Below are 20,125 nucleotides of genomic sequence, written 5' to 3'. Positions count from 1 at the left end.
GAGTGGCATGGATAGTACAATTAAAATTATTAATTTAAAAAATAATAAAGAGATTAGTATTCAAAGTAGATTAAAAGATAGTGGAATAATATGTACTAATTTTAATGAAGGTGCTCCTCAAGGTGATTTTCAAAAGATAAAGGGAGTTAATCAATTAGGGCAGACTATAAATTCTACATCTTTAAGTGAGAGAGAAATAATTCTAGAAGGAATAATAATAGGAGATAATAGAGCGCAGGTTGAGACGATAAGAAATCAACTTGTGTCTATTTTAAATCCATTAGATGATGTAGTGCTTAAATATACAAGTGATTATATAGATAAAGAAATTGTATTAAGACCAGAAGTTGTGCCAGTATTTTCAGTTGGAGTATCAACAGAACAATTAGAAAGTTTTATGATAAATTTTAATGCTGCATATCCTTTGTGGGTAGATCAAAAAGAAACATTAGTTAATATTCAAACTTGGGAAAGTAATTTTGAATTTGAATTTGAGTTATCCAGTGAAGGCATTGAATTTGCAAGAAAAGGACCTAATGAAATTAGTTTTATAAATACAGGGCATATGGAAGCACCTATTGAAATGTATTTTTCTGCTCCTGCATTGAATCCTAAGATTACTTTAAATAATAAGGAATATATAAAAGTAAATGAAAAAATTAATGATGGGGAAATGTTGTATATATGCACTTCATACGGAAATACAAGAGTTGAGATTATAAAATCAAATGGGGAGAGAAAAAATGCTAGTGGGTATATTGATATATTCAGTAGCTTTTTTAAAGTACCAATAGGAGAAAATAATATAAGTTATAGTACGGATGGAGATTATATTCCACAATCAGTTTTAATTAAATATAAAAATCAATATTTAAGCTTATAGGAGGTGATATTATGGCTGAATTTGGAGGGTTTTTTAACAGTATAAGTGGAGATAGAAAATATAAATCAGAGGATTTTGCAAAATATTTTACAACATTTATGAGCACCGGAGTTAATCCTGCAATTGATAATTTAAGAGTTTATAAGAAAAATAATAATACTGTAGAAGTGAGGCAGGGTACAGCTAATATAAACGGATATTTGTATACAAATGATAATTTATTAGATAAAAGTATAGAAATTGGAACTACTAGAATAGATAGAGTAGTTTTAAAACTAGATATTATAAATAGAACATTGAATATACAAATAAAAAAAGGATCAACTACATCGCCACCTAATTTACAAAGGGATAATAAGATATATGAATTAAGTTTAGCTAAAATAAACGTAGGAGCATCTGATATAAATGTAGTTGATGAACGAGATGATAAAAATTTATGTGGATATATGAGCTTTACAGGAAGAACAGACACGCAAGAAATGTGGAATATATTCAATTCACAGTGGCAATCAAAACAAAAATTATGGGATGATTGGTTTAAGAATATGCAGGGCAAAAGTATTAGAGGTTTATATATACAAAGTCAAAAACCCGATGAATCAAAGGTGGGAGATGTATGGATACAACTATTAGAGTAATAGATAATAAATTTAATTTTTTAGGAATTATAGAGGACTATAGTTCCTTTTACTTTATAAGAAATTATTATCAAGCTAAAGAATTTCAATTAGTATGCTCTTTAAAGTATAAAGATATATTAAAAGACGGGAATATACTTTTTATTACACCTAATAAGCCGCTAATTGTTGAAACACCGATTATTGATGAAAGTAAAAAACAAATAACAGTCAAAGGTAGAGACTTGAAATCTATATTAGAAAGAAGAATAACAGTTCCACCTCCTGGACAAATTCATGATAGTTTTAAAGGAAATGCAGAAGATGTAATAAAACATTATGTAGAAACTAATGTAATAAATCCAGTTGATAAGAAAAGGAAGATTAATGAGTTGGTGCTAGCGCCATCTAAACACAGAGGTAAAATTGTTAGTTGGCAAAGTAGATACAAATATCTAAACTATGAAATTAACAACATAGGAAGTTCAACCGGATTAGGGTGGCAGGTCACATTAGATTTAAAAAATAAAAAGTTTATATTTGATGTAATAGAAGGAATTGATTTAACAACATCTAAAAGCAAGGTTATTTTTAGTGATGATTTTAATAATATTACTGATGTTGTCAAAACAAATGATTCAAAAAATTATAAAACAATGGGATATGTTGCAGGTCAAGGTGAAGGCGCTAATAGAGAAGTGGAAGAAGTATATAGAAATAATGAGATAGGACTGAATAGAAGGGAACTTTTTATTGATGCTAGAGATATAGAGGAAGGGGAGAAGGAAAAGTTAACTGATAGGGCTAAGGCTAAGTTAAAAGCTTTTGATTATATAAATTCAACAGAAAGTACAGTCATAAATACAAACTTTATTTATGAAAAAGATTGGAATTTAGGGGATATAGTAATAAGAAAAATGGATAGTGATTCTGAAAATTTAAGAGTTACTGAAATTACAGAGGTATATGAAAAATATTTTAAAATAGACGTGGTTCTAGGTGATATTATTCCCAATCCACTCGAAGATATAAATCAAGAAATAAATTCAACACCGAACTATAGTGGGAACAATGGAAGTAAATTATGGAGACCTAAAACTGATGTTGATGGTAATTTATCATGGTCATTAAATTCTTCGATTGAAGCTCCAGACATAATTAATGTAAGAGGACCGCGTGGAATCCGAGGAGAACAAGGCGAACGTGGACCTATGGGAGTGCAGGGAATACAGGGCATTCAAGGGATACAAGGGGAGCGAGGATTACAAGGTGTACAAGGAGAAAATGGACCGCAAGGAGAAAATGGTTTAACTCCAATGATAGGAACTAATGGAAATTGGTTTATTGGGAATGTAGATACTTTAAAGCCTTCAAGAGGTATTCAAGGTCCAATAGGACCTCAAGGATTGAAAGGTGATAAGGGAGAAACTGGACCGCAAGGAAGTGTAGGACCTCAAGGCTCAAGAGGTGAACGTGGTCCACAAGGAGTACAAGGACCTGCAGGTAATGGACAAAGTTATGTTGTTTTCCATGAGTTTTTCATAGCTACAGAAGGACAAACAAAATTTAGCTGGAACGATGGCTATACTTATCCAACTGGAATAAATGCAATAGCAATTTATCTTAATGGTATAAGATTAACTAATAATATATTTAAAGAAACAAGTGGAAACTCTATTGAATTTAAAATACCTTTAAGTCAAGATGATAAAGTTTTTATAGAAGCTATGCAAGCAGTTAAAGATTTGCAAGGACCACGAGGTCCACAAGGCAATATTGGACCTAAAGGAGATAAGGGTGAAAGAGGAGAAATAGGTTTACAAGGTGTCCAAGGGGAAAGGGGTTTACAAGGATTAATCGGACCTAGAGGAAGTGATGGAGCTACCCCAGAGATAGGAGCTAATGGAAACTGGTTCATAGCAGGAAGAGATACATTAAAACCATCAAGAGGTACTCAAGGACCTCAGGGGATTAAAGGTGATACTGGACCACAAGGAGCAATTGGGCCAAGAGGAACACAGGGTATTCAAGGTATTCAGGGTCCGAAAGGAGAAACTGGATCAATAGGAGCTCAAGGACCTAAAGGAATACAAGGAGAAAGAGGTATTCAAGGACCACAAGGGCCTAAAGGAGATAAAGGTGATGGAACTGAAATAATAGTATCTAATAATAGACCTGCTGGAAATGTTGGAGGTCGTGTTTGGATACAAACATATTAGAATTAGAAAGGAGATTTATATGGCAGTAAAAAAAGGAACTTATAAAGTTGATAATGGAGATGGAACTTTCGTTGATATAATGCTTAAAACTACAGCGGAACAAGTAATTTTGAATGATGGTAGAAGTGTACAACAAGTTTTTGGTAAAAAAAACAAGTTATGGACTGGAGCATGGGTACTTGCAGCAGGACATAAAGCAAGACTTAGTAAAAATATAAAAGATACTCCAAATGGATTGATATTAAGATGGAGTGCGTATACCAATGGTATAATTAGAGATTATAACTGGTGCGAAACTATCGTGAGTAAAGATGAATGGATGATTGGAATGTCTAGAGAATTAACAATGACAAATTCAAGAGGTATTCAAATTGTTAAAACTATATATATTACAGATGGTGGTATGGCGTTAATAGGTCATGATAATAATGATACTGGAGAAAGTCATGCAATGGTCTTGAGAGAAATAGTTGAATTTTAGGAGGGATATAACATGAGGTTTTTTGTGCAAGTAGACAAAGAAACTAAAAGAGTAGATGGGTATAGTTCATCAAAGACAGAAATAGATAAATTTATTGAAATAGAAATAGATAGCTCCGAACACGAGGAGTTAATACAAAGTCCAACCATATTTATTTACAATGAAGTTGATAACTTATTTATTAAAGATGAGGAATATAAGAAGCAACTAATAAAAGAGGAAGAAGATAGATTAACAATTGATAAAAAGATAGAATACTTAACTAAACAATTAGCTGATGAAAAATTAATAAGTATGAAAAAAGATTTAATTATAAATATGATTATACAACAACAAGCTCAAAATAAAATTGAAATTATAAAATTGAAAGAAGGTAACTAGTATGGAGAATATAAACTTTAAATTTTGGAAGATGGCATATGACATGGAATGCGTAGGTATAGAAATGCTAAGAGAAGCAGTAAAGACAGAAAAAAATAGATATGGAGATATAACTCCGGAAGAATTCAAAGTAATAACTGGCGAAGATTTTTAATATAGAAAGGAGCTTTTTATGGAAAGAATTCTTAAATATAAAGTAGATCTTTATAATAATAAAAATATAGAATTAGGATGTGTTAGTAAAAATGATACTGTGTATTTAAGTATTGATATAGAAAATATATCAAATGACACTAATAGTATAAAACTTTCTATATTAGGAAAAAGAAGTGATGAAACTTTAATTGAACAAAAAGCTAATGAAGATATGGTAAAAGAAAATAAGCTATATATAAAGCTTAAGAAAGAGTTTGTTAATGTAAAAGGTATAGTAAATTTAAATATAAAGTTAGAAGATGAAGAGGGTTCTATAACAGAAATAGAGCCTTATTTTTATGTCAATTCAACGCTAGAAGGGGAAATAGTAGAAGAAAAGGACACTATAGATACTCTTAAAGAAATAGAAGAGAAGGTAAATAATAGATTAAAAGAATTAACGCCAGAAAAACTAAAAGGAGAACAAGGGCCACAAGGATTACAAGGAGAAAATGGAATAACGCCTCATATAGGTGATAATGGCAATTGGTTTTTAGGTGATGAAGATACTGGGAGACCATCAAGAGGTAAAGGTGGAAGTGGAGAGATAATAGTAGATTATGTTCATGATAGTAATGAGGTTATAGAGATTTCAGAAATAGTTTATGATACAGCAACATTTATAACTAAAGAAAATCACGGACTTAAAAATGGTGATCCTGTAATGTTAGTGTACGGAAAAGGCTTTTTAGAAAAGTTTGATATTAGAGTTGTTCCTACAGAGTTAGAGCAAGAGAGTACAGTATTTGCAGTTAGCAATGTAACTACAAATAGTTTTAAAATAATAAGGAAAATAGGTTCATCATTGGGAACAGGCTTTAGTAGATTTACAAATTCAAGTTACATTGATGTATCTAAATTTCATTTTGAAAAAGCTCCAGGATTATTAGAGCTAGAACTTGTAAAGAAGTATAAAAATATTAGTATAGAAGTTTTTACTGTATTTAGCTCACCATTCGAAATTAAGTTTGAAAAGTTTATATCTAGTGATAGAGGGTATAGAGAAAAATTTGATCCATTAGTAAATAGAGTTAAAGGAAATATATTTACTAAAGTAGATATAGATTCAACCAAAGATATAACTATTATTGTTGCAGAATCTAATATAAATATGTTCAATAATTCTTCGGATAGATATTTTTCTAGAAATTATTACGGACATAAAAGTGGATTTAGCACAGAACTAAAATATATAGACAAGTTCACCTTAGATTTTGGAATACAAGATAGCGGAGGAGCTTATCTACCAAATGGAACTAGAATAAAAGTAAGAAATTTAGGAGGTATAGAAAATGATAGAAACTAAAAAATTAACTGTTAATGCAATGACTGGAGAAATGACATTTACTATAACTGAAACTGAAAAGATGAAAGAGGAAGAAAGAAAGAAATTACCAGAGGAAGAAATAGAAGAACTAAAAGTAAAACAAAAAGAAACAGAAGAATCCATAAACTTCTTAATGGAAGATGCACTATCAAGAGAATTATAGTAAGAAAGGAGGAATCAAAATGGGAAGTACAGTCATGTATAAGAAAGTAAAGGACCTATATTTAAAAGGTAGACTAAATGAAAGTAAGGTAGGAAATGCAGTAGAAAAAGGATGGATAACAGAAGAAGAAAGAAATGAGATTATAGCAAGTAAGAAAGATATTACAGAATAGAAAGGCTAGATAGTTATGCCAAAGGAAATTATGGATATAATCATCGGAAGTGGACCATTGGGTGTTTTATTTGTATATCTATTTTGGGACACTCGAAAAGAAAATAAAGAAAGAGAAGAAGCTTATATTCAAATTATAAAAGATAATAGAGAAAGAGAATTACAGCACATTGAAATAATAAATAATCTTTCTACAAAGTTAGATGTAATAAAAGAGATAAATGATGATGTAGAGGATATAAAGTCGGATATTAAAGATATAAAAAATAATACACAAAAATAAAGAAAGAGGGTAATCAAAATGAGTAAATACAGAAAGAAACCAGTTGTAATTGAAGCAGTTCAATTTGATGGAACAGATGAAAGTGTTGAATGGTTGTTACCACAATTACAAAGTGGGGAAATAGGAAGAGCTACAAATAAGCTATATGTAAAAACACTAGAGGGAATCCATACTGCGAATGTAGGTGATTATATTATTAAGGGTGTAAAAGGAGAATTTTACCCTTGCAAGCCTGATATATTTGAGCAAACATATGAATTTATAAAGTCTTAGAAATAAGGCTTATTTTTATATAAAAAAAAATTAAAAGAAAGAAGGTAATTAAAATGGAAAATATAATTAAATTTATACCAGAAAATATGTTAATAGTTGTAGCTGGGTTATGGTTTATTGGGTATTGCTTAAAGAAAAGTCCTATGAAAGATTGGAGTATACCTTGGATATTAATATTAGTTGGTATAATCTTCTCTGTAGGATTAAATATAGTAGATAAAGATATAACATCAAATCTATTAGTAACAGCAACACTACAAGGGATATGTTGTGCTGGCGTGGCAGTATTAGGTAATCAACTTAAAAAGCAGACAGAGAAAGAAATGGAAAGTGAAGATAGAGACATAAAAAAAATAGATTAAGGCAATAGAAGGAACTAGAGATAGTTCTTATTTTATTGCCTTTTTATATAAAAATTAATTAAAAGAAAGAAGGAATTAAAATGAGTAAATTAACAATGGGAGTAAATGATGGACATACTATTTCAGGACCAGGAAGTGGAGCAGTAGGTAGAATAGTAGAAGGTAAAGAAACAAGAATGGTTGGAGGAGAACTTAGAAGATTATTAGCTAATAGTGGAGTTAATGTTGTTAACTGTACTATAGATAAAGCTAGTAGCACATCACAAAGCTTAGAGCTGGTAGTAAGACAAGCCAATAGACAAGATTTAGATTGGTTTATAGCAATTCACTTTAATGCAGGTGGTGGTAGAGGTGTAGAAGTTTATACTTATAAAGGTAGACAATACGCTGATGCAGTAGAGGTATGTAAAAATATTTCTAAGTTAGGATTTATAAATAGAGGAGTAAAAGAAGGTACAGGCCTTTATGTAATTAGAAAAACAAAAGCTAAGAGTATGCTTATAGAATGTTGTTTTGTAGATACAGATGATGCAAATAAGTACTTACAAGTAGGATATAAAGCGATTGCGAAAGCTATAGCAGAGGCTGTAGTTGATACTGTTAATTCAACAGAACCAACTAAGCCATCAAATCCAAGTAAAAAAGAACTATGGGAATTATCAATAAGTGGACCTATAGTAAAAGAACTTCAAGAAGAGATAAACGACCAAGGATTCGGAAGTATAAAAGTTGATAGTTACTTTGGAGAAAATACATTAAAATGTTGTCCTATAATTAGATATGGAGCAAGGGGAAATATAACAAAAATAGCTCAAAAGAGATTAAATGCATTAGGATATAGTACAAATGGAATAGATGGAAAGTTCTTTGAGGGAACTAAAAAGGCTGTTATTGCATTCCAAAAAGCAAATGGACTTGATCCAGATGGTGTTATTGGTAAGAATACTTGGAAAGCTTTATTTAGAAAATAGTTATTTAGGTGGTAAGTTTATCTTACCACCTTTTTTATTATAGACATTTTTAGATTTGAATTATAAATTTATCAATATTTATATGGGTTATATTGTTATTATAAGAAAAATATTGTAGAATATTGAATGTTATTGTAAATATTATATCTAGGAGGTAAATATGAATACAAAATATAAAGCGTTGATTATTATAGCAATAATTATAGGGGTTATTTCAGCGGTTGTTCCTTTAGCTGGATTTGTAACTGTGCTTATTATGATTATAATGTACAACGAACTTAAAGAAGATGATAAGGCTATTTTAAGTAGAAAAGAAAAAGAAAGCATTTCAAGTAATTTAGATTCTAAAATAAAAGAAAAAGAAAGTGAATTAAAAGAAATAAAGGATAAGGTTAAGTTAGAACATATTAAAATTGATGAATTAAAAAATCAGAATAGTACATTAGAAGATATAGTTAATTTTAATAACGTTAGAGATACCCTACAACTTAAAATAGAATCATCAAAGGAAGAATTAAAACATATAAATGAAAAAATAAGTATGTCTAATGAGATATTAGATTATAATGAATTAGAAAAGGAGTTATACACTTTTCAGGTTGGAATATTTGAAAAAAAATATGAATATGAATTATCAGAAGAATATAATTTTCAATTAAAGGTAAATAAGGACAATCAAAGGGAGATTATAAGAAACGGACTAGCCATAACCATTAAAAATGTAGACTATATTTGGAATTATTCGATGAATAAATCTGAAAAAAACAGAGCTGTTAATAATTTATGTAAATTAGCATTGAGGGCATTTAATAACGAGTCAGACTTAGTAATAAACAAGCTAACTATTAGCAATATGGTTAATAGTAGAAAAAAATTAGAAAATGCTATGGTTCAAATTAATAAATTGATAGATTGTTATAATATTAGTATAACGAGTGAGTTTTTCAAGTTGAAAATAGAAGAGTTACAATTACAATATGAATATTTAGTGAAAATTCAAGAGGAACGAGAAGAACAAAGGGAAATAAAGGAACAGATGAGAGAAGAAGCTAAGGTTCAGGCCGAAATAGTAAAATTAGAGAAAGAGGCTCAAAAGGAAGAAAAACTGTATCAAAGAGCTTTGGAAAAAGTTAGAGTAGAATTTAATAAAGCAAATCATGAAGAAAAAGAAAAATTAGAAATGCAAATAAAAACTCTTGAGGAGAATTTGAAAATAGCTGAAGAAAAAATGCAAAGAGCAAAATCAATGGCTCAGCAAACAAGATCAGGATATGTATATGTAATATCAAATGTAGGATCATTTGGTGAAGATGTCTATAAGATTGGGTTAACAAGAAGGCTAGAACCTATGAATAGAATTAAAGAACTAAGTGACGCTTCTGTGCCTTTTAAATTTGATGTACATGCTATGATTTATAGTGACGATGCTCCAGCTTTAGAAAAAGAATTGCATAATAAATTTAATTCTAATAGATTGAATAAAGTTAATTTAAGAAAAGAATTTTTCAAGGTGAGTTTATCAGATATAGAAAAGGTTGTTAATAATAAATTGAACGGAGATATTAGGTTTACCAAAATGGCAGAAGCTTTAGAGTATAGGCAAAGTTTAAAAATGTAAGCTTGTAGTATTATTTAAGTAAGAAAGTATAAATAAAACATCATTCAATACAGAATGATGTTTTATTGTTATAAACACAATTAAATATAAGTCAATTATATAAAGTTGGTTTTATTTATAGGTTTACTTAATTCGTCAAAAATTCGTCAAAAAAATATTTGAAATAATAAATAATACATAGACACCTATAAAGATAAAAATATCTTTATAGGTGTTAATACAACTGAGGTAAAGGTAAAATAATAGTATTAAAAAATTGTAAATAGAGTAAATATGTAAAGTATAATATGGTACAATATGTATATATAAAAGGAAAGGGGAGAAATACTAGTGAAAAAAGGGAAGTTTAAATTATTAGTATTATCAATATTAATAATATCTGGCTTTATGCTAGTTGGGTGTGGCAATAACAGTAAGCAAGATGAAAATAAAGAGCAGGGAAAGAATGTAGAAGAGAGTAATAATAAATCTACAGAAAATAAGAATGAGGGTAATAAAAAAGGTTTACCTACAGTTACTATTGAAGTTAAAGGATTTGGAACAATGAAAGGAGAATTATATCCAGATAAGGCTCCAAATACAGTTAATAATTTTATAGCATTAGCTAATAGTGGTTTCTATAATGGGTTAACATTTCATAGAATAATTCCTGATTTTATGATACAAGGTGGAGATCCAGATGGTGTTGGTACTGGAGGACCTGGATATAGTATTAAAGGAGAATTTTCTTCAAATGGTTTTGATAATGATATAAAGCATACAGAAGGAATACTTTCTATGGCAAGGTCTAGAGATAAAGATTCAGCTGGAAGTCAGTTCTTTATTATGACAAAAGCAGCATCACACTTAGACGGAGAATATGCTGCTTTTGGAAAGATTACAGAAGGGCTTGATGTGCTTCATAAGATTGAAAGCATTAAAACAGGAGCTAATGATAAACCAGAAGAGCCTGTAGTTATTGAATCAATTAAAGTTGATACTAAAGGCATAAAATATAAGGAACCTGAAAAAATGAAATAAATATAAAAAAGAAACTTCTTAATTTAATAGAAGTTTCTTTTTAATTTATTATAAAATAAAAGACTATGAATATTTAAATCCTTATGAATTGATATTAATATAAAAATTTATATTAAAATATACAATATAATTATGCTAACTAATAACAATACAGCAACTATAGAATATGAAAATAATAAATTATCAGTATTAATTACTTTAGGCTTTTGATTTTCATAAATATTAACTTTATTTATATTTTTCAGAACATCTAAATATTTAGTTGATAAAGGAGTATATTGTATTTTTGAGTGTCCCTTAATTTTCAATTCTATTATTGGATTTTCATTGTGTTTAAATACATTTATAGAAACTATACTTTCTATAGGTATCTTATTTAAAGAAACTTTTTCAAAGTTTTCTTTTGTATTAATTAAATATAAATTTTTATTAGTTAATACAAATATGGTATTCCATATCCATTCATCAGAAAATAGATATCCAAAAAGTCCTCCACCTGAAATTGGACTTTTTCTTTCTTTTTCAGCACTACAATTTGTTGTTTCAAAATATCCCTTAATCAATTCACTGTCATCTAAAGAATTTTCAAGTTCAAATAAATTTTTTTTAAGATTAATATCTATTAAGCTACTCATAGTTATACCTTCCTTATGTTATTACAAAAACTATGTAATTATAGTGCTATTATTTTATTATATGAAATATAAGCTTGATACTTGACTAATCTAAGGTATTAGCTTATTAATGATTGGTGATTAATTTATACTATAAATATAAATAAGTAAAATCTATAAGTGAATGCATGTTCAGCATGAAGCATTTAAAGATTATAATGATATGTAGATTATAGAAGAAAAAATATTATTTTAAATTTAAAATATCACAAAATATACATAGAATATTTTTATTTAAATCTTAATTATGAGATACAATGAATTTATAAATAAATTCACATTAATGGAGGGTTTGATATGAGAGATGGAGTAGTAATTTTATTTCCAGAAGGAGAAGTAAAGCAGGTAGATAGTATTAGAGAAGCAATTGGTATGTCTGAAGAATTTAATAAATATAGCATTGAAGAATACTGCAAGCAATATGATTTAGAATATGATGATTTGGCAAAAGGTGAAGCAAATTTTGCATCAGGATATGAAAACGGGATTATTAAAATGTTTAATACTAATGATGTTATTAAAGAAATAAAAGATTCAGATATATTAAAGTGTGAAAAGAATATTCTTTTAAATAAATTAGAACATAGCAACAAATCACTTAAATTAGAAGATTATGAAGGGTTAGATACCATATTAGAAACATGTGAAGAAATTGAACTTGATGATCACTATGATGATATTTAAGAATATATGATGAAAATAAAGAGAAGCAATTTAAGAAATTTATTATTGAATTGCTTCTCTTTGTTTATGATATAATTAAGATGTATGAAAAGTGTATTTTACAGGGATATTATGACAAAATAGATATAAATTTATATCTAAGGTTTGAAAGGTGGATTTATAACAGTATGTATAAGTTAGTATGTATAGATATGGATGGAACGTTATTAAATAAATATCATGAGGTAAGTGAAGAAAATAAAAAAGCCCTTAAAGAAGCAACAGATTTAGGAGTTAATATTGCAATATCAACAGGAAGAATCTTTGCATCAGCAAGAATATATGCAAAGATTACTGGAATAAAGGCACCTTTAATATGTTCAAATGGAGCTTATATAAGGGGAAAAGATACGGATGAAGTTATATTTAAATCTGTATTAAATAGAGAAGCCTTAGATAAAATATATGAGGTAATAAAAAAACATAAATTTTTAGCTTATTTTGATACACCTTATGGAATAATAAGTGATACTAAAATTCCAGAAGATGATAGCCATAGAGTAATGAATGAGTGGGTAGATATAGATGAACAAATTAAGTTTTATGAAGTAGATGATTTTAGAGATGCATTTAAAGAATATGAATCTGACATATTAAAGCTTATAATAATAGAAGATGAAGATAGCAGCACCATTAAAGATGCTAAAAAAGATATAGATAAATTAAGTGATTATGTAGATATAGCTTATTCATGGGGAGGGTGTGCAGAACTTACGGCAAAAGGTACGTCAAAAGGGAGTGCAGTTAAAATATTAGCAAAAAAACTTGGAATAAAAAAAGAAGAGATAATGTGTATCGGGGATAGTGGAAATGATTTATCAATGCTTAAAGAAGCAGGATTTTCTGTTGTCATGGATAATGCATCGGAAGAAATTAAGAAATATGCTGATTACATAACAGGTACTAATGAAAATAGTGGAGTGGCTAAAGCGATAGATAAGTTTATTTTAAAAATTTAATTGATTTCATGAAAGAATTCTGATAATATAATATGGTAAAATTAATATATACTCATTTGTATAAGGGAGTAGTTAGCTCTATAATGAATTGTGAAGAGTTATTAAGTCAACATATTGAACGGGAAAGGTTCTGGCTTAATATTAAATAGCGAGACTTATGCGTAGTTTTTTTTGCTACGCATAAGTCTTATTTTTTTGTGATAAATGAGTAGAATAAATTAAGAGGAGAAATTATATGAGTTTTTTATCAATTTTTATGACGGCAATAGGTTTATCTATGGATGCATTTGCTGTGGCACTTGCAAAGGGAATGAGCCTTAAGAAAAATTTACTTGAAAATGCTTTAAAGATAGCAGTATTTTTTGGTGGATTTCAAGCTATAATGCCATTTATAGGGTGGTTTGCTGGAAGGTATTTTAGAGATTATATTGAATCTTTTGATCATTGGATCGCATTTATTCTTCTTGGAGCTATTGGTGGAAAGATGATTTATGAATCATTTAAAGGAGAAAAAGAAAATTGTAGCCTAGATGAAGATGACATAGCTAATGAAGTTTCAGTTGAAGAAGAATTAATAGAAGAAAAAGGATTAAGTAATAAAAATTTAACACTACTTGCAATAGCCACAAGTATTGATGCATTAGCCGTAGGGGTAAGTTTTGCATTTTTAAATGTTAGTATATTACCTGCAATCTCTATAATAGGAATAACAACTTTTGTATTGTGTATGATAGCTGTTTTAATTGGAAGAAAGTTAGGCTGTATTCTCCAAAAGTATGCAGAAGTTGCTGGAGGAATAATTTTAATACTTATGGGATTAAAGATACTTATTGAACATATAGGTTAATATTATAAAGACTTAGAGAGAATTTAATATTTATATATCTAAGTCTTTATTTTATGAATTATATATTTATTAACTTGTATAAAAACAAATTACAATATTAGATTAAGTAAATAAATTATAAGACCATAATAAGCGTTCCCGCAGCTATTAAAATACCTCCAAAAATTGATTTAACTGTTATTTGCTCATTTAGTATAAAGAATGCTAAAACAATTGTTATTATAATGCTTAATTTATCTATAGCAACAACACTTGTTACTTGCCCCATTTGTATAGCTTTATAATAAAATAACCATGATAAGCCTGTTGCTAGACCTGATAATATTAAAAAAAGCATACTTTTATTTGATATGTTTTTAATATCTTTATGAGTTCCAGTAGTAAATACAATTCCCCACGCTAAGATTAGGACAACAATTGTACGAATAGCAGTTGCTAAATTTGAATTAATTCCATTAATACCAATCTTAGCAAAAATTGAAGTTATTGCAGCAAATACAGCAGACATAATAGCATATACAATCCACATGAAAGACTCCCCCTTCCCAATATATTAAGAATGCTTATATTATAGCATAAATATTAAAATATACGAAAATGAAAATCATTATCCTTTAATAAAGTAATATATTAAATTAATATATTACTAAATTTTATATTAATTTATATGATAAAATATAATTATTATAATTATGAAAAGGAGTTGTAAATATGTCAGTGAAAATGTTACACACATGTATAAGAGTTATGGATTTAGAAAAATCTTTAAAGTTTTATAAGGAAGGTTTAGGACTTATAGAGACAAGAAGAAAGGATTTCCCAGAGCATAAATTTACTCTTGTTTATTTATCAAATGAAGTTGACGGATATGAAATAGAACTTACTTATAACTATAATACTGAAAAGCCTTATGAAATAGGAAATGGATTTAGTCATACGGCTATTGGAGTTAAAGATTTAGAAGGAATGAGAGAAAAACATATTTCACTTGGATATAAAGTTACTGATTTAAAAGGATTACCAGGTGAGAAACCTAAATATTACTTTGTAACTGATCCAGATGGATATATGGTAGAAGTTATAAGAGAGCAATAAAGTTTAAAAGTGTAGTATATATACTACACTTTTTTAAATTTCATTATTAAAAGTAAAATTATATATACTTGTTCAAATTTTATATATAGTATAATATAGGGATTATATTATATATAAAAATGAATTAAATAATTTATTTAGATAAATTTACTTAAGATAGGAGTAAGATTTTATGGCAAAGGTTATAGTCGTTGGAGGAGGACCTGCTGGTATTATGGCAGCTATTACTTCTTCAAAAAACAATGAAGTAATATTAGTTGAAAAAAACAATGAAATTGGTAAGAAACTTAGACTTACTGGTGGCGGAAGATGCAACATAACAAATAATAGAGATATTGAAGAATTTTTTGATAAGGTAGTAAGTAATAAAAAGTTCTTATATAGCGCCTTTTATGATTTTTCTAACTTAGATATTTTAAACTACTTTAGTGAAAATAATTTAAAGTATAAAGTTGAATATGACCAAAAGGTATATACAGAAAGTGATAAAGCAGAAGAAGTAATTGAGATATTTAAAAAAGATCTTGCAAAAAATAATGTTAAGATAATGTATAATACAGAAGTCTCAGATTTAATAGTAGAAAATGAAGAGATTAAAGGTGTTATAGTTAATGAAGGAAAAAAGATATATGCAGATAAAGTTATAGTAACAACTGGTGGAAAGAGCCATCCTCAAACAGGTTCAGATGGAAGTATGTTTGAAATTTTAGAAAGACACGGGCATACAATAAAGCCTTTATATGCAGCACTTATTCCATTAGTTACAAAAGAAGGGTTTGTAAAAAATCTTCAAGGTGTTTCAATGAAAGAAGTTATATTTACTACTAAAATAAAAAAGAGAAAAATTGAAACTGTTGGAGATATGATCTTTACTCATTTTGGTATATCAGGTCCAGGAGTATTAAAATTATCTTCCTATATTAATAAGGAACTAGAAAAAGGTGAAATGGAAATAAGTTTAGATTTCTTATCAGATAAATCTAAAGAGGATATATCTAAGATAATTAGAAGTAATCCTAATAAAAGTATACTAAATAATTTAAAAGGGTCACTTCCACAAAACTTTATAAAAGAAATTTTAGAAATTCTAAACTTAACTGAAGTTAAGCCTAGTGACCTTAAAAAAGAAGATGAACTAAAGCTTATTAATTATATAAAAGAAATGAAACTTACAGTAAAAGAAACACTAACTATAAAGGCAGCCATGGTTACAAGTGGAGGAGTTAATGTCAAAGAAATAAATGCTTCAACTATGGAATCTAAGGTAATAAAAGGATTATTCTTTGCAGGAGAAGTTATGGACGTTGATGCTGAAACAGGAGGATATAATCTTCAAATAGCATATTCAACAGGACATTTAGCTGGAAGTGATTATTAAATTTAATTAAAAGGACAGGATTTTTAGATGAGAATAAATAAACTACTTAGCAATTATGGCATTTGTTCAAGAAAAGAAACTAATAGACTTATTGAGGAGAACAGAATAATAGTTAATGGAAAGCTATGTATTAAAGGGCAATGGGTAGAAGAAAATGATGAAATACTTTTAGATAATAAGCCTTTAAAACCTATAGAAAAGGTATATATAGCACTAAATAAGCCAGAAGGGATTACTTGTACTGCCGCAGAAGATGTAGAGAATAATATAATTAAGTTTATGAATTATAAGAATTATATATTTCCTGTAGGAAGGCTTGATAAAGAATCTGAAGGCTTGATAATAATGACTAATGATGGAGATGTCGCAAATAAGATATTAGAGTCTGAGAATAATCATGAAAAAGAATATATAGTTAGAGTAGATAAGCCTTTTAATGATGATTTTATATATGGAATGTCAAATGGAGTAGAGATATTAAATGTTAAGACAAGACCCTGCAAAGTTAGTAGAATAAATGATGATACTTTTAGAATAATATTAACCCAAGGTCTTAACAAACAAATAAGAAGAATGAGTAGAACTTTTGGATATACCGTTATAAGTCTTAAACGTATAAGAATAATGAATATAAGTATAACTGGCATAGAGAAAGGTAGCTGGCGCAATCTTACAGAAGAAGAACTAGAAAGATTAAAAGATTACTAAACGAATTATTAGGAGTATATTTTAATGAATAATATAGAATTTGAAAGGTACTTTTATGTTATAAATTATCCAGAGTATGAAGAAGATTTATGCCGGATGGAAATGAAATATTTATTTGGAAAAGAGGATGATAGTAAAGAATTTTTTTCAAAAGTTTATATTAGTCCATCTAGAAGTCCATTTATAAAACACTGTATAAAGATTATATATATAGAAGATACACTTGAAGAAGTAGTTAAAAAAATTAAAGAAGATAACATGTCTTTTGAAGATTTTAAAGTAAATTTTATAAGACTTGATAAAAATGAAGCTAGCTATAAAGAAAGATTAGAATCTATGAGAAAAATAGGAATGTCTATAGAGGGTATACCTAATATTCATAAGCCTAAAATTGTACTAGGATTAATAAAGATTCATGGAAAGTGGATATTTGGAATATATGAAAAGGATGATTGTAAGTGGCTTAGTCATGATAAAAAACCTTTTTCATACTCTAATGCATTAAGTACAAGAGTAGCGAGAACTGTTGTAAATATAGCAGTTGGTCAAGATATGAATAAAAAGATAATAGATCCTTGCTGTGGTGTTGGAACTGTGGTAATTGAAGGAAAGTCTATGGGATTAGATATAATAGGATATGAGATTAACCCTCAAATAGCATGTAATGCTAAGGAAAATATGAAGGCATTAGGATATGATAGAGCTATTATTAAAGGTAACATGCATGATATAAAAGATCATTTTGATATTGCTATTGTAGATATGCCTTATGGATTATTTACTAAAACTACAGTTACTCAGCAACAGGAAATAATAGATACAACACGAAGAATATCAAATAAAGCAATAATAATAACCTTTGAAAATATGGATAAAATGATAAATGAATCGGGATTTGAAATTATAGATAAAGGTGTTATTCTAAAAAATAATTTTAAAAGATATATAAATATATGTAAGTAAAAAGTGTAGGAAAATTCCTACACTTTTAAAATTTGAAAGCTTAATTATAAAAAACTAAACTTCAATATTTATATAATAATTTTCTGATTCTGAATATGCATCAAGAATTTTAACTATTTCATGTAAAGTTATAAATTTAATATCTAAATCACTATTTTCATTAAGATCAGATATGTATTTATCAGCATTAGGATGTATTTCACCGGTAGTTACAATGATTCCTTTTTTTATTCCATTAGACATCATTGCACCAACTAATTTCTGGCATATTTCTCTACCTATCATAAAGTCATAATTTTTTATTTTTTTATCATCTTTATAATCATATGTAGTTGTATATCTTTTACATTCTACGTAAGTTTTTTCAAAGTTTTCATCTGTTAGAATTAAATCTACTCCACCATCATTCTCAGAAGGTGTTACAATTACATCTCTATAATGATAAATATCATCAAAAAGCCATCTACAAAAATATTCAAACTCTATGCCTGTTAAATTAGTTATACTTTCTTTTTTCATCTTAACTTTAAACTTAATTTTTTCATCATTGAAAGTAGTTGCCTTATTAATTAATGGAGTAATAATTTTTAAGATAGTTATAATAAGAATCAATATTATAACTATTTCCAATGTATTCATAAAATCACCTCTAATAGTATTATTAACTAATATAATGATTTATAATCTTCAATTATATTAGAAATATTATAGGAAATAATAAAAAATAAACATATATTAAATAATAAGTATAGGAGCAAGTATAAACTAGTGAATCTTTTTAATATATATCAAGTAAGGAGGTTTTATATATGAATAATTCTGATAATAACCTAAAAAACAAACGAGACAGAAGTAATGCAGTAGAAGCTGCAAGGACAGCTATAATAATGGGAATGGATAATAAAGCTATTAGTAAAATAACTATATTAACAGAAGATGAGATTCAATTAATTAGAGAAACTTTAGATAAAACAAGTAGAATATTTTAAATTAAGTATAATGTAATTTAACTCCCCTTTTACTTGTATATAAATATAGTTGATGATAAAATAACTTAATTATAGGGTATATAACATTTAAATAAAGGGGAGTTTAAGCGTGGGAAATAACATTTTTTTGTTTAATAAAAAAGATATAGATGAAATTATGAAAATTTGGGTTGAAAGTACAATAAAATCTCATGATTTTATTGATGAAAATTATTGGATAGAATCACAAGATATAGTTAGAAATAAATATATACCTATATCAAAAACTTATATTTACAAAGAAGATAATATTATAAAGGGATTTATTAGTATACTAAATAATAATTTTATAGGGGGATTATTTGTAGCTAATGATAGTCAAGGACAGGGCATAGGTAGGGAACTTGTTGATACAGTTAAGAATGAATTAAATAGTTTAACATTAAATGTTTTCAAGGAAAATGTAAGAGCCTTAAAGTTTTATAAAAGAGAAGGATTTGAAATAGTTAGTGAATCAATAGACTCAGCAACATTAAAAGAAGAAATACTTATGAAGTGGAAAAGATAAGTTTTTATCATTTGGAAATAAATCTTAAATAAAAAATATTAGTTTATAAAAGTAAGGAAGAAAGTAGAAAAATAAATTTATTTTTCTACTTTCTTTTTTTGACAAAATTTCTATATGGTTTTATAGGAAATTATTAGTTGTATTAAAGTAAAAAATGTAACACATAATAAATTTAGTTAGAGGAAGACTATAACATAAGTCTTTATAAAGGATGGTGGTAATTTATAAAAATATATTTATCCAAATATTAAAAGTATAAAGCAAAAGAAGAGGAT

Annotated in this window: 27 protein-coding genes; 24 read left to right on the top strand and 3 right to left on the bottom strand. The window is 27.7% G+C overall.

Translation table 11 applies throughout. From position 1 onward, the window contains the following. The first annotated feature begins 7 nt into the window (after window positions 1–7). From K5V21_RS06070 to K5V21_RS06000, 15 genes are all read left to right on the top strand, one after another. Window positions 8–883 carry a phage distal tail protein gene (locus tag K5V21_RS06070; RefSeq protein WP_221859957.1) on the top strand — a complete coding sequence of 292 codons (876 nt, stop codon included), beginning with the start codon at window positions 8–10 and terminating at the stop codon, window positions 881–883. An 11-nt stretch (window positions 884–894) separates the two neighbouring features. Next, a complete protein-coding gene (locus K5V21_RS06065) occupies window positions 895–1,524 on the top strand; it encodes a hypothetical protein (RefSeq protein WP_221859955.1) in 630 nt (209 codons plus the stop codon). Then, entirely contained in the window at window positions 1,503–3,722 is a 2,220-nt protein-coding gene (locus K5V21_RS06060) for a Gp37-like protein (RefSeq protein ID WP_221859953.1), read from the top strand. The genes K5V21_RS06065 and K5V21_RS06060 overlap by 22 nt, the downstream gene beginning before the upstream one ends. A 19-nt stretch (window positions 3,723–3,741) precedes the next feature. Continuing rightward, window positions 3,742–4,203: a hypothetical protein gene (locus K5V21_RS06055; RefSeq protein ID WP_221859951.1), complete on the top strand. Its 462-nt coding sequence runs from the start codon at window positions 3,742–3,744 to the stop codon at window positions 4,201–4,203. 12 nt (window positions 4,204–4,215) lie between these two features. Next, window positions 4,216–4,584: a hypothetical protein gene (locus K5V21_RS06050; protein ID WP_221859949.1), complete on the top strand. Its 369-nt coding sequence runs from the start codon at window positions 4,216–4,218 to the stop codon at window positions 4,582–4,584. 1 nt (window position 4,585) lies between these two features. After that, a complete protein-coding gene (locus K5V21_RS06045; RefSeq protein WP_221859947.1) occupies window positions 4,586–4,738 on the top strand; it encodes an XkdX family protein in 153 nt (50 codons plus the stop codon). An 18-nt stretch (window positions 4,739–4,756) separates the two neighbouring features. Continuing rightward, the gene (locus K5V21_RS06040) at window positions 4,757–6,085 is read left to right on the top strand and encodes a hypothetical protein (protein WP_221859945.1); all 1,329 of its coding nucleotides are present in this window, start codon (window positions 4,757–4,759) and stop codon (window positions 6,083–6,085) included. Further along, entirely contained in the window at window positions 6,072–6,269 is a 198-nt protein-coding gene (locus K5V21_RS06035; protein ID WP_221859942.1) for a hypothetical protein, read from the top strand. Before K5V21_RS06040 ends, K5V21_RS06035 begins: the two co-directional genes overlap by 14 nt. Window positions 6,270–6,288: 19 nt before the next feature. Beyond that, on the top strand, window positions 6,289–6,441 hold the full coding sequence (locus tag K5V21_RS06030) for an XkdX family protein (RefSeq protein WP_245000656.1): 153 nt from the start codon (window positions 6,289–6,291) through the stop codon (window positions 6,439–6,441). A gap of 15 nt (window positions 6,442–6,456) precedes the next feature. Continuing rightward, window positions 6,457–6,723, top strand: a complete 267-nt coding sequence (locus tag K5V21_RS06025) for a BhlA/UviB family holin-like peptide (protein WP_221859940.1) — start codon at window positions 6,457–6,459, stop codon at window positions 6,721–6,723. An 18-nt stretch (window positions 6,724–6,741) separates the two neighbouring features. Further along, the gene (locus K5V21_RS06020; RefSeq protein WP_221859938.1) at window positions 6,742–6,996 is read left to right on the top strand and encodes a hypothetical protein; all 255 of its coding nucleotides are present in this window, start codon (window positions 6,742–6,744) and stop codon (window positions 6,994–6,996) included. A gap of 53 nt (window positions 6,997–7,049) precedes the next feature. Next, entirely contained in the window at window positions 7,050–7,358 is a 309-nt protein-coding gene (locus K5V21_RS06015) for a phage holin family protein (protein WP_221859936.1), read from the top strand. An 80-nt stretch (window positions 7,359–7,438) separates the two neighbouring features. Beyond that, window positions 7,439–8,329: an N-acetylmuramoyl-L-alanine amidase gene (locus K5V21_RS06010; protein ID WP_221859934.1), complete on the top strand. Its 891-nt coding sequence runs from the start codon at window positions 7,439–7,441 to the stop codon at window positions 8,327–8,329. 160 nt (window positions 8,330–8,489) lie between these two features. After that, the gene (locus K5V21_RS06005; RefSeq protein WP_221859932.1) at window positions 8,490–9,947 is read left to right on the top strand and encodes a DUF4041 domain-containing protein; all 1,458 of its coding nucleotides are present in this window, start codon (window positions 8,490–8,492) and stop codon (window positions 9,945–9,947) included. Between the two features lie 387 nt (window positions 9,948–10,334). Then, complete coding sequence (locus K5V21_RS06000) at window positions 10,335–10,967, top strand: peptidylprolyl isomerase (RefSeq protein WP_221860197.1); 633 nt, start codon at window positions 10,335–10,337, stop codon at window positions 10,965–10,967. 107 nt (window positions 10,968–11,074) lie between these two features. Here K5V21_RS06000 and K5V21_RS05995 read toward each other — a convergent pair whose 3' ends face one another. Continuing rightward, complete coding sequence (locus K5V21_RS05995) at window positions 11,075–11,602, bottom strand: hypothetical protein (protein WP_221859930.1); 528 nt, start codon at window positions 11,600–11,602, stop codon at window positions 11,075–11,077. 336 nt (window positions 11,603–11,938) lie between these two features. Here K5V21_RS05995 and K5V21_RS05990 point away from each other — a divergent pair, with 336 nt between their 5' ends. The 3 genes from K5V21_RS05990 (at window position 11,939) to K5V21_RS05980 (ending at window position 14,170) form a co-directional block, all read left to right on the top strand. Beyond that, window positions 11,939–12,325 carry a hypothetical protein gene (locus K5V21_RS05990; RefSeq protein ID WP_221859928.1) on the top strand — a complete coding sequence of 129 codons (387 nt, stop codon included), beginning with the start codon at window positions 11,939–11,941 and terminating at the stop codon, window positions 12,323–12,325. Between the two features lie 167 nt (window positions 12,326–12,492). Further along, on the top strand, window positions 12,493–13,323 hold the full coding sequence (locus K5V21_RS05985; protein ID WP_221859926.1) for a Cof-type HAD-IIB family hydrolase: 831 nt from the start codon (window positions 12,493–12,495) through the stop codon (window positions 13,321–13,323). A 235-nt stretch (window positions 13,324–13,558) separates the two neighbouring features. Continuing rightward, entirely contained in the window at window positions 13,559–14,170 is a 612-nt protein-coding gene (locus K5V21_RS05980) for a manganese efflux pump MntP (protein WP_221859924.1), read from the top strand. Window positions 14,171–14,285: 115 nt separating this feature from the next. Here K5V21_RS05980 and K5V21_RS05975 read toward each other — a convergent pair whose 3' ends face one another. Then, window positions 14,286–14,699: an EamA family transporter gene (locus tag K5V21_RS05975; protein WP_204594352.1), complete on the bottom strand. Its 414-nt coding sequence runs from the start codon at window positions 14,697–14,699 to the stop codon at window positions 14,286–14,288. 182 nt (window positions 14,700–14,881) lie between these two features. On the opposite strand from K5V21_RS05975, the gene gloA reads away from it, so the two are divergent. The 4 genes from gloA (at window position 14,882) to K5V21_RS05955 (ending at window position 18,314) form a co-directional block, all read left to right on the top strand. Then, complete coding sequence (gene gloA, locus K5V21_RS05970) at window positions 14,882–15,265, top strand: lactoylglutathione lyase (RefSeq protein ID WP_221859922.1); 384 nt, start codon at window positions 14,882–14,884, stop codon at window positions 15,263–15,265. A gap of 172 nt (window positions 15,266–15,437) precedes the next feature. Then, on the top strand, window positions 15,438–16,643 hold the full coding sequence (locus tag K5V21_RS05965) for a BaiN/RdsA family NAD(P)/FAD-dependent oxidoreductase (protein ID WP_221859919.1): 1,206 nt from the start codon (window positions 15,438–15,440) through the stop codon (window positions 16,641–16,643). A gap of 27 nt (window positions 16,644–16,670) precedes the next feature. Continuing rightward, the gene (locus K5V21_RS05960) at window positions 16,671–17,351 is read left to right on the top strand and encodes a 23S rRNA pseudouridine(2604) synthase RluF (RefSeq protein ID WP_221859917.1); all 681 of its coding nucleotides are present in this window, start codon (window positions 16,671–16,673) and stop codon (window positions 17,349–17,351) included. Between the two features lie 24 nt (window positions 17,352–17,375). Next, window positions 17,376–18,314: a TRM11 family SAM-dependent methyltransferase gene (locus tag K5V21_RS05955; RefSeq protein ID WP_221859916.1), complete on the top strand. Its 939-nt coding sequence runs from the start codon at window positions 17,376–17,378 to the stop codon at window positions 18,312–18,314. 54 nt (window positions 18,315–18,368) lie between these two features. Here K5V21_RS05955 and K5V21_RS05950 read toward each other — a convergent pair whose 3' ends face one another. Continuing rightward, on the bottom strand, window positions 18,369–18,953 hold the full coding sequence (locus tag K5V21_RS05950) for a restriction endonuclease (protein ID WP_221859914.1): 585 nt from the start codon (window positions 18,951–18,953) through the stop codon (window positions 18,369–18,371). Between the two features lie 170 nt (window positions 18,954–19,123). Between K5V21_RS05950 and K5V21_RS05945 the strand changes: the two genes are divergently transcribed. Both K5V21_RS05945 and K5V21_RS05940 read left to right on the top strand, forming a co-directional pair. Next, complete coding sequence (locus tag K5V21_RS05945) at window positions 19,124–19,303, top strand: hypothetical protein (protein ID WP_221859912.1); 180 nt, start codon at window positions 19,124–19,126, stop codon at window positions 19,301–19,303. Between the two features lie 109 nt (window positions 19,304–19,412). Then, window positions 19,413–19,850 carry an N-acetyltransferase gene (locus tag K5V21_RS05940; protein WP_307495018.1) on the top strand — a complete coding sequence of 146 codons (438 nt, stop codon included), beginning with the start codon at window positions 19,413–19,415 and terminating at the stop codon, window positions 19,848–19,850. Window positions 19,851–20,125 lie beyond the last annotated feature (275 nt).

Origin of the sequence: Clostridium sardiniense (assembly GCF_019753795.1) — a bacterium.
GTDB lineage: Bacteria > Bacillota > Clostridia > Clostridiales > Clostridiaceae > Clostridium > Clostridium sardiniense.
This window is presented reverse-complemented; position numbering and strand designations above follow the sequence as displayed.

What these genes read in the sequence shown, in the direction of transcription:
- K5V21_RS06045 (WP_221859947.1), top strand. Translation starts at nt 4,586, where the DNA reads ATGGAGAATATAAACTTTAAATTTTGGAAGATGGCATATGACATGGAA.
- K5V21_RS06065 (WP_221859955.1), top strand. Translation starts at nt 895, where the DNA reads ATGGCTGAATTTGGAGGGTTTTTTAACAGTATAAGTGGAGATAGAAAA.
- K5V21_RS06005 (WP_221859932.1), top strand. Translation starts at nt 8,490, where the DNA reads ATGAATACAAAATATAAAGCGTTGATTATTATAGCAATAATTATAGGG.
- K5V21_RS06040 (WP_221859945.1), top strand. Translation starts at nt 4,757, where the DNA reads ATGGAAAGAATTCTTAAATATAAAGTAGATCTTTATAATAATAAAAAT.
- K5V21_RS06000 (WP_221860197.1), top strand. Translation starts at nt 10,335, where the DNA reads ATGCTAGTTGGGTGTGGCAATAACAGTAAGCAAGATGAAAATAAAGAG.
- K5V21_RS06060 (WP_221859953.1), top strand. Translation starts at nt 1,503, where the DNA reads ATGGATACAACTATTAGAGTAATAGATAATAAATTTAATTTTTTAGGA.
- K5V21_RS05955 (WP_221859916.1), top strand. Translation starts at nt 17,376, where the DNA reads ATGAATAATATAGAATTTGAAAGGTACTTTTATGTTATAAATTATCCA.
- K5V21_RS06035 (WP_221859942.1), top strand. Translation starts at nt 6,072, where the DNA reads ATGATAGAAACTAAAAAATTAACTGTTAATGCAATGACTGGAGAAATG.
- K5V21_RS05945 (WP_221859912.1), top strand. Translation starts at nt 19,124, where the DNA reads ATGAATAATTCTGATAATAACCTAAAAAACAAACGAGACAGAAGTAAT.
- K5V21_RS05950 (WP_221859914.1), bottom strand. Translation starts at nt 18,953, where the DNA reads ATGAATACATTGGAAATAGTTATAATATTGATTCTTATTATAACTATC.
- K5V21_RS06020 (WP_221859938.1), top strand. Translation starts at nt 6,742, where the DNA reads ATGAGTAAATACAGAAAGAAACCAGTTGTAATTGAAGCAGTTCAATTT.
- K5V21_RS05975 (WP_204594352.1), bottom strand. Translation starts at nt 14,699, where the DNA reads ATGTGGATTGTATATGCTATTATGTCTGCTGTATTTGCTGCAATAACT.
- K5V21_RS05990 (WP_221859928.1), top strand. Translation starts at nt 11,939, where the DNA reads ATGAGAGATGGAGTAGTAATTTTATTTCCAGAAGGAGAAGTAAAGCAG.
- K5V21_RS06010 (WP_221859934.1), top strand. Translation starts at nt 7,439, where the DNA reads ATGAGTAAATTAACAATGGGAGTAAATGATGGACATACTATTTCAGGA.
- K5V21_RS05965 (WP_221859919.1), top strand. Translation starts at nt 15,438, where the DNA reads ATGGCAAAGGTTATAGTCGTTGGAGGAGGACCTGCTGGTATTATGGCA.
- K5V21_RS05980 (WP_221859924.1), top strand. Translation starts at nt 13,559, where the DNA reads ATGAGTTTTTTATCAATTTTTATGACGGCAATAGGTTTATCTATGGAT.
- K5V21_RS06070 (WP_221859957.1), top strand. Translation starts at nt 8, where the DNA reads ATGGATAGTACAATTAAAATTATTAATTTAAAAAATAATAAAGAGATT.
- K5V21_RS06055 (WP_221859951.1), top strand. Translation starts at nt 3,742, where the DNA reads ATGGCAGTAAAAAAAGGAACTTATAAAGTTGATAATGGAGATGGAACT.
- K5V21_RS06030 (WP_245000656.1), top strand. Translation starts at nt 6,289, where the DNA reads ATGGGAAGTACAGTCATGTATAAGAAAGTAAAGGACCTATATTTAAAA.
- K5V21_RS05960 (WP_221859917.1), top strand. Translation starts at nt 16,671, where the DNA reads ATGAGAATAAATAAACTACTTAGCAATTATGGCATTTGTTCAAGAAAA.
- K5V21_RS05985 (WP_221859926.1), top strand. Translation starts at nt 12,493, where the DNA reads ATGTATAAGTTAGTATGTATAGATATGGATGGAACGTTATTAAATAAA.
- K5V21_RS05995 (WP_221859930.1), bottom strand. Translation starts at nt 11,602, where the DNA reads ATGAGTAGCTTAATAGATATTAATCTTAAAAAAAATTTATTTGAACTT.
- K5V21_RS06015 (WP_221859936.1), top strand. Translation starts at nt 7,050, where the DNA reads ATGGAAAATATAATTAAATTTATACCAGAAAATATGTTAATAGTTGTA.
- gloA (WP_221859922.1), top strand. Translation starts at nt 14,882, where the DNA reads ATGTCAGTGAAAATGTTACACACATGTATAAGAGTTATGGATTTAGAA.
- K5V21_RS06025 (WP_221859940.1), top strand. Translation starts at nt 6,457, where the DNA reads ATGCCAAAGGAAATTATGGATATAATCATCGGAAGTGGACCATTGGGT.
- K5V21_RS06050 (WP_221859949.1), top strand. Translation starts at nt 4,216, where the DNA reads ATGAGGTTTTTTGTGCAAGTAGACAAAGAAACTAAAAGAGTAGATGGG.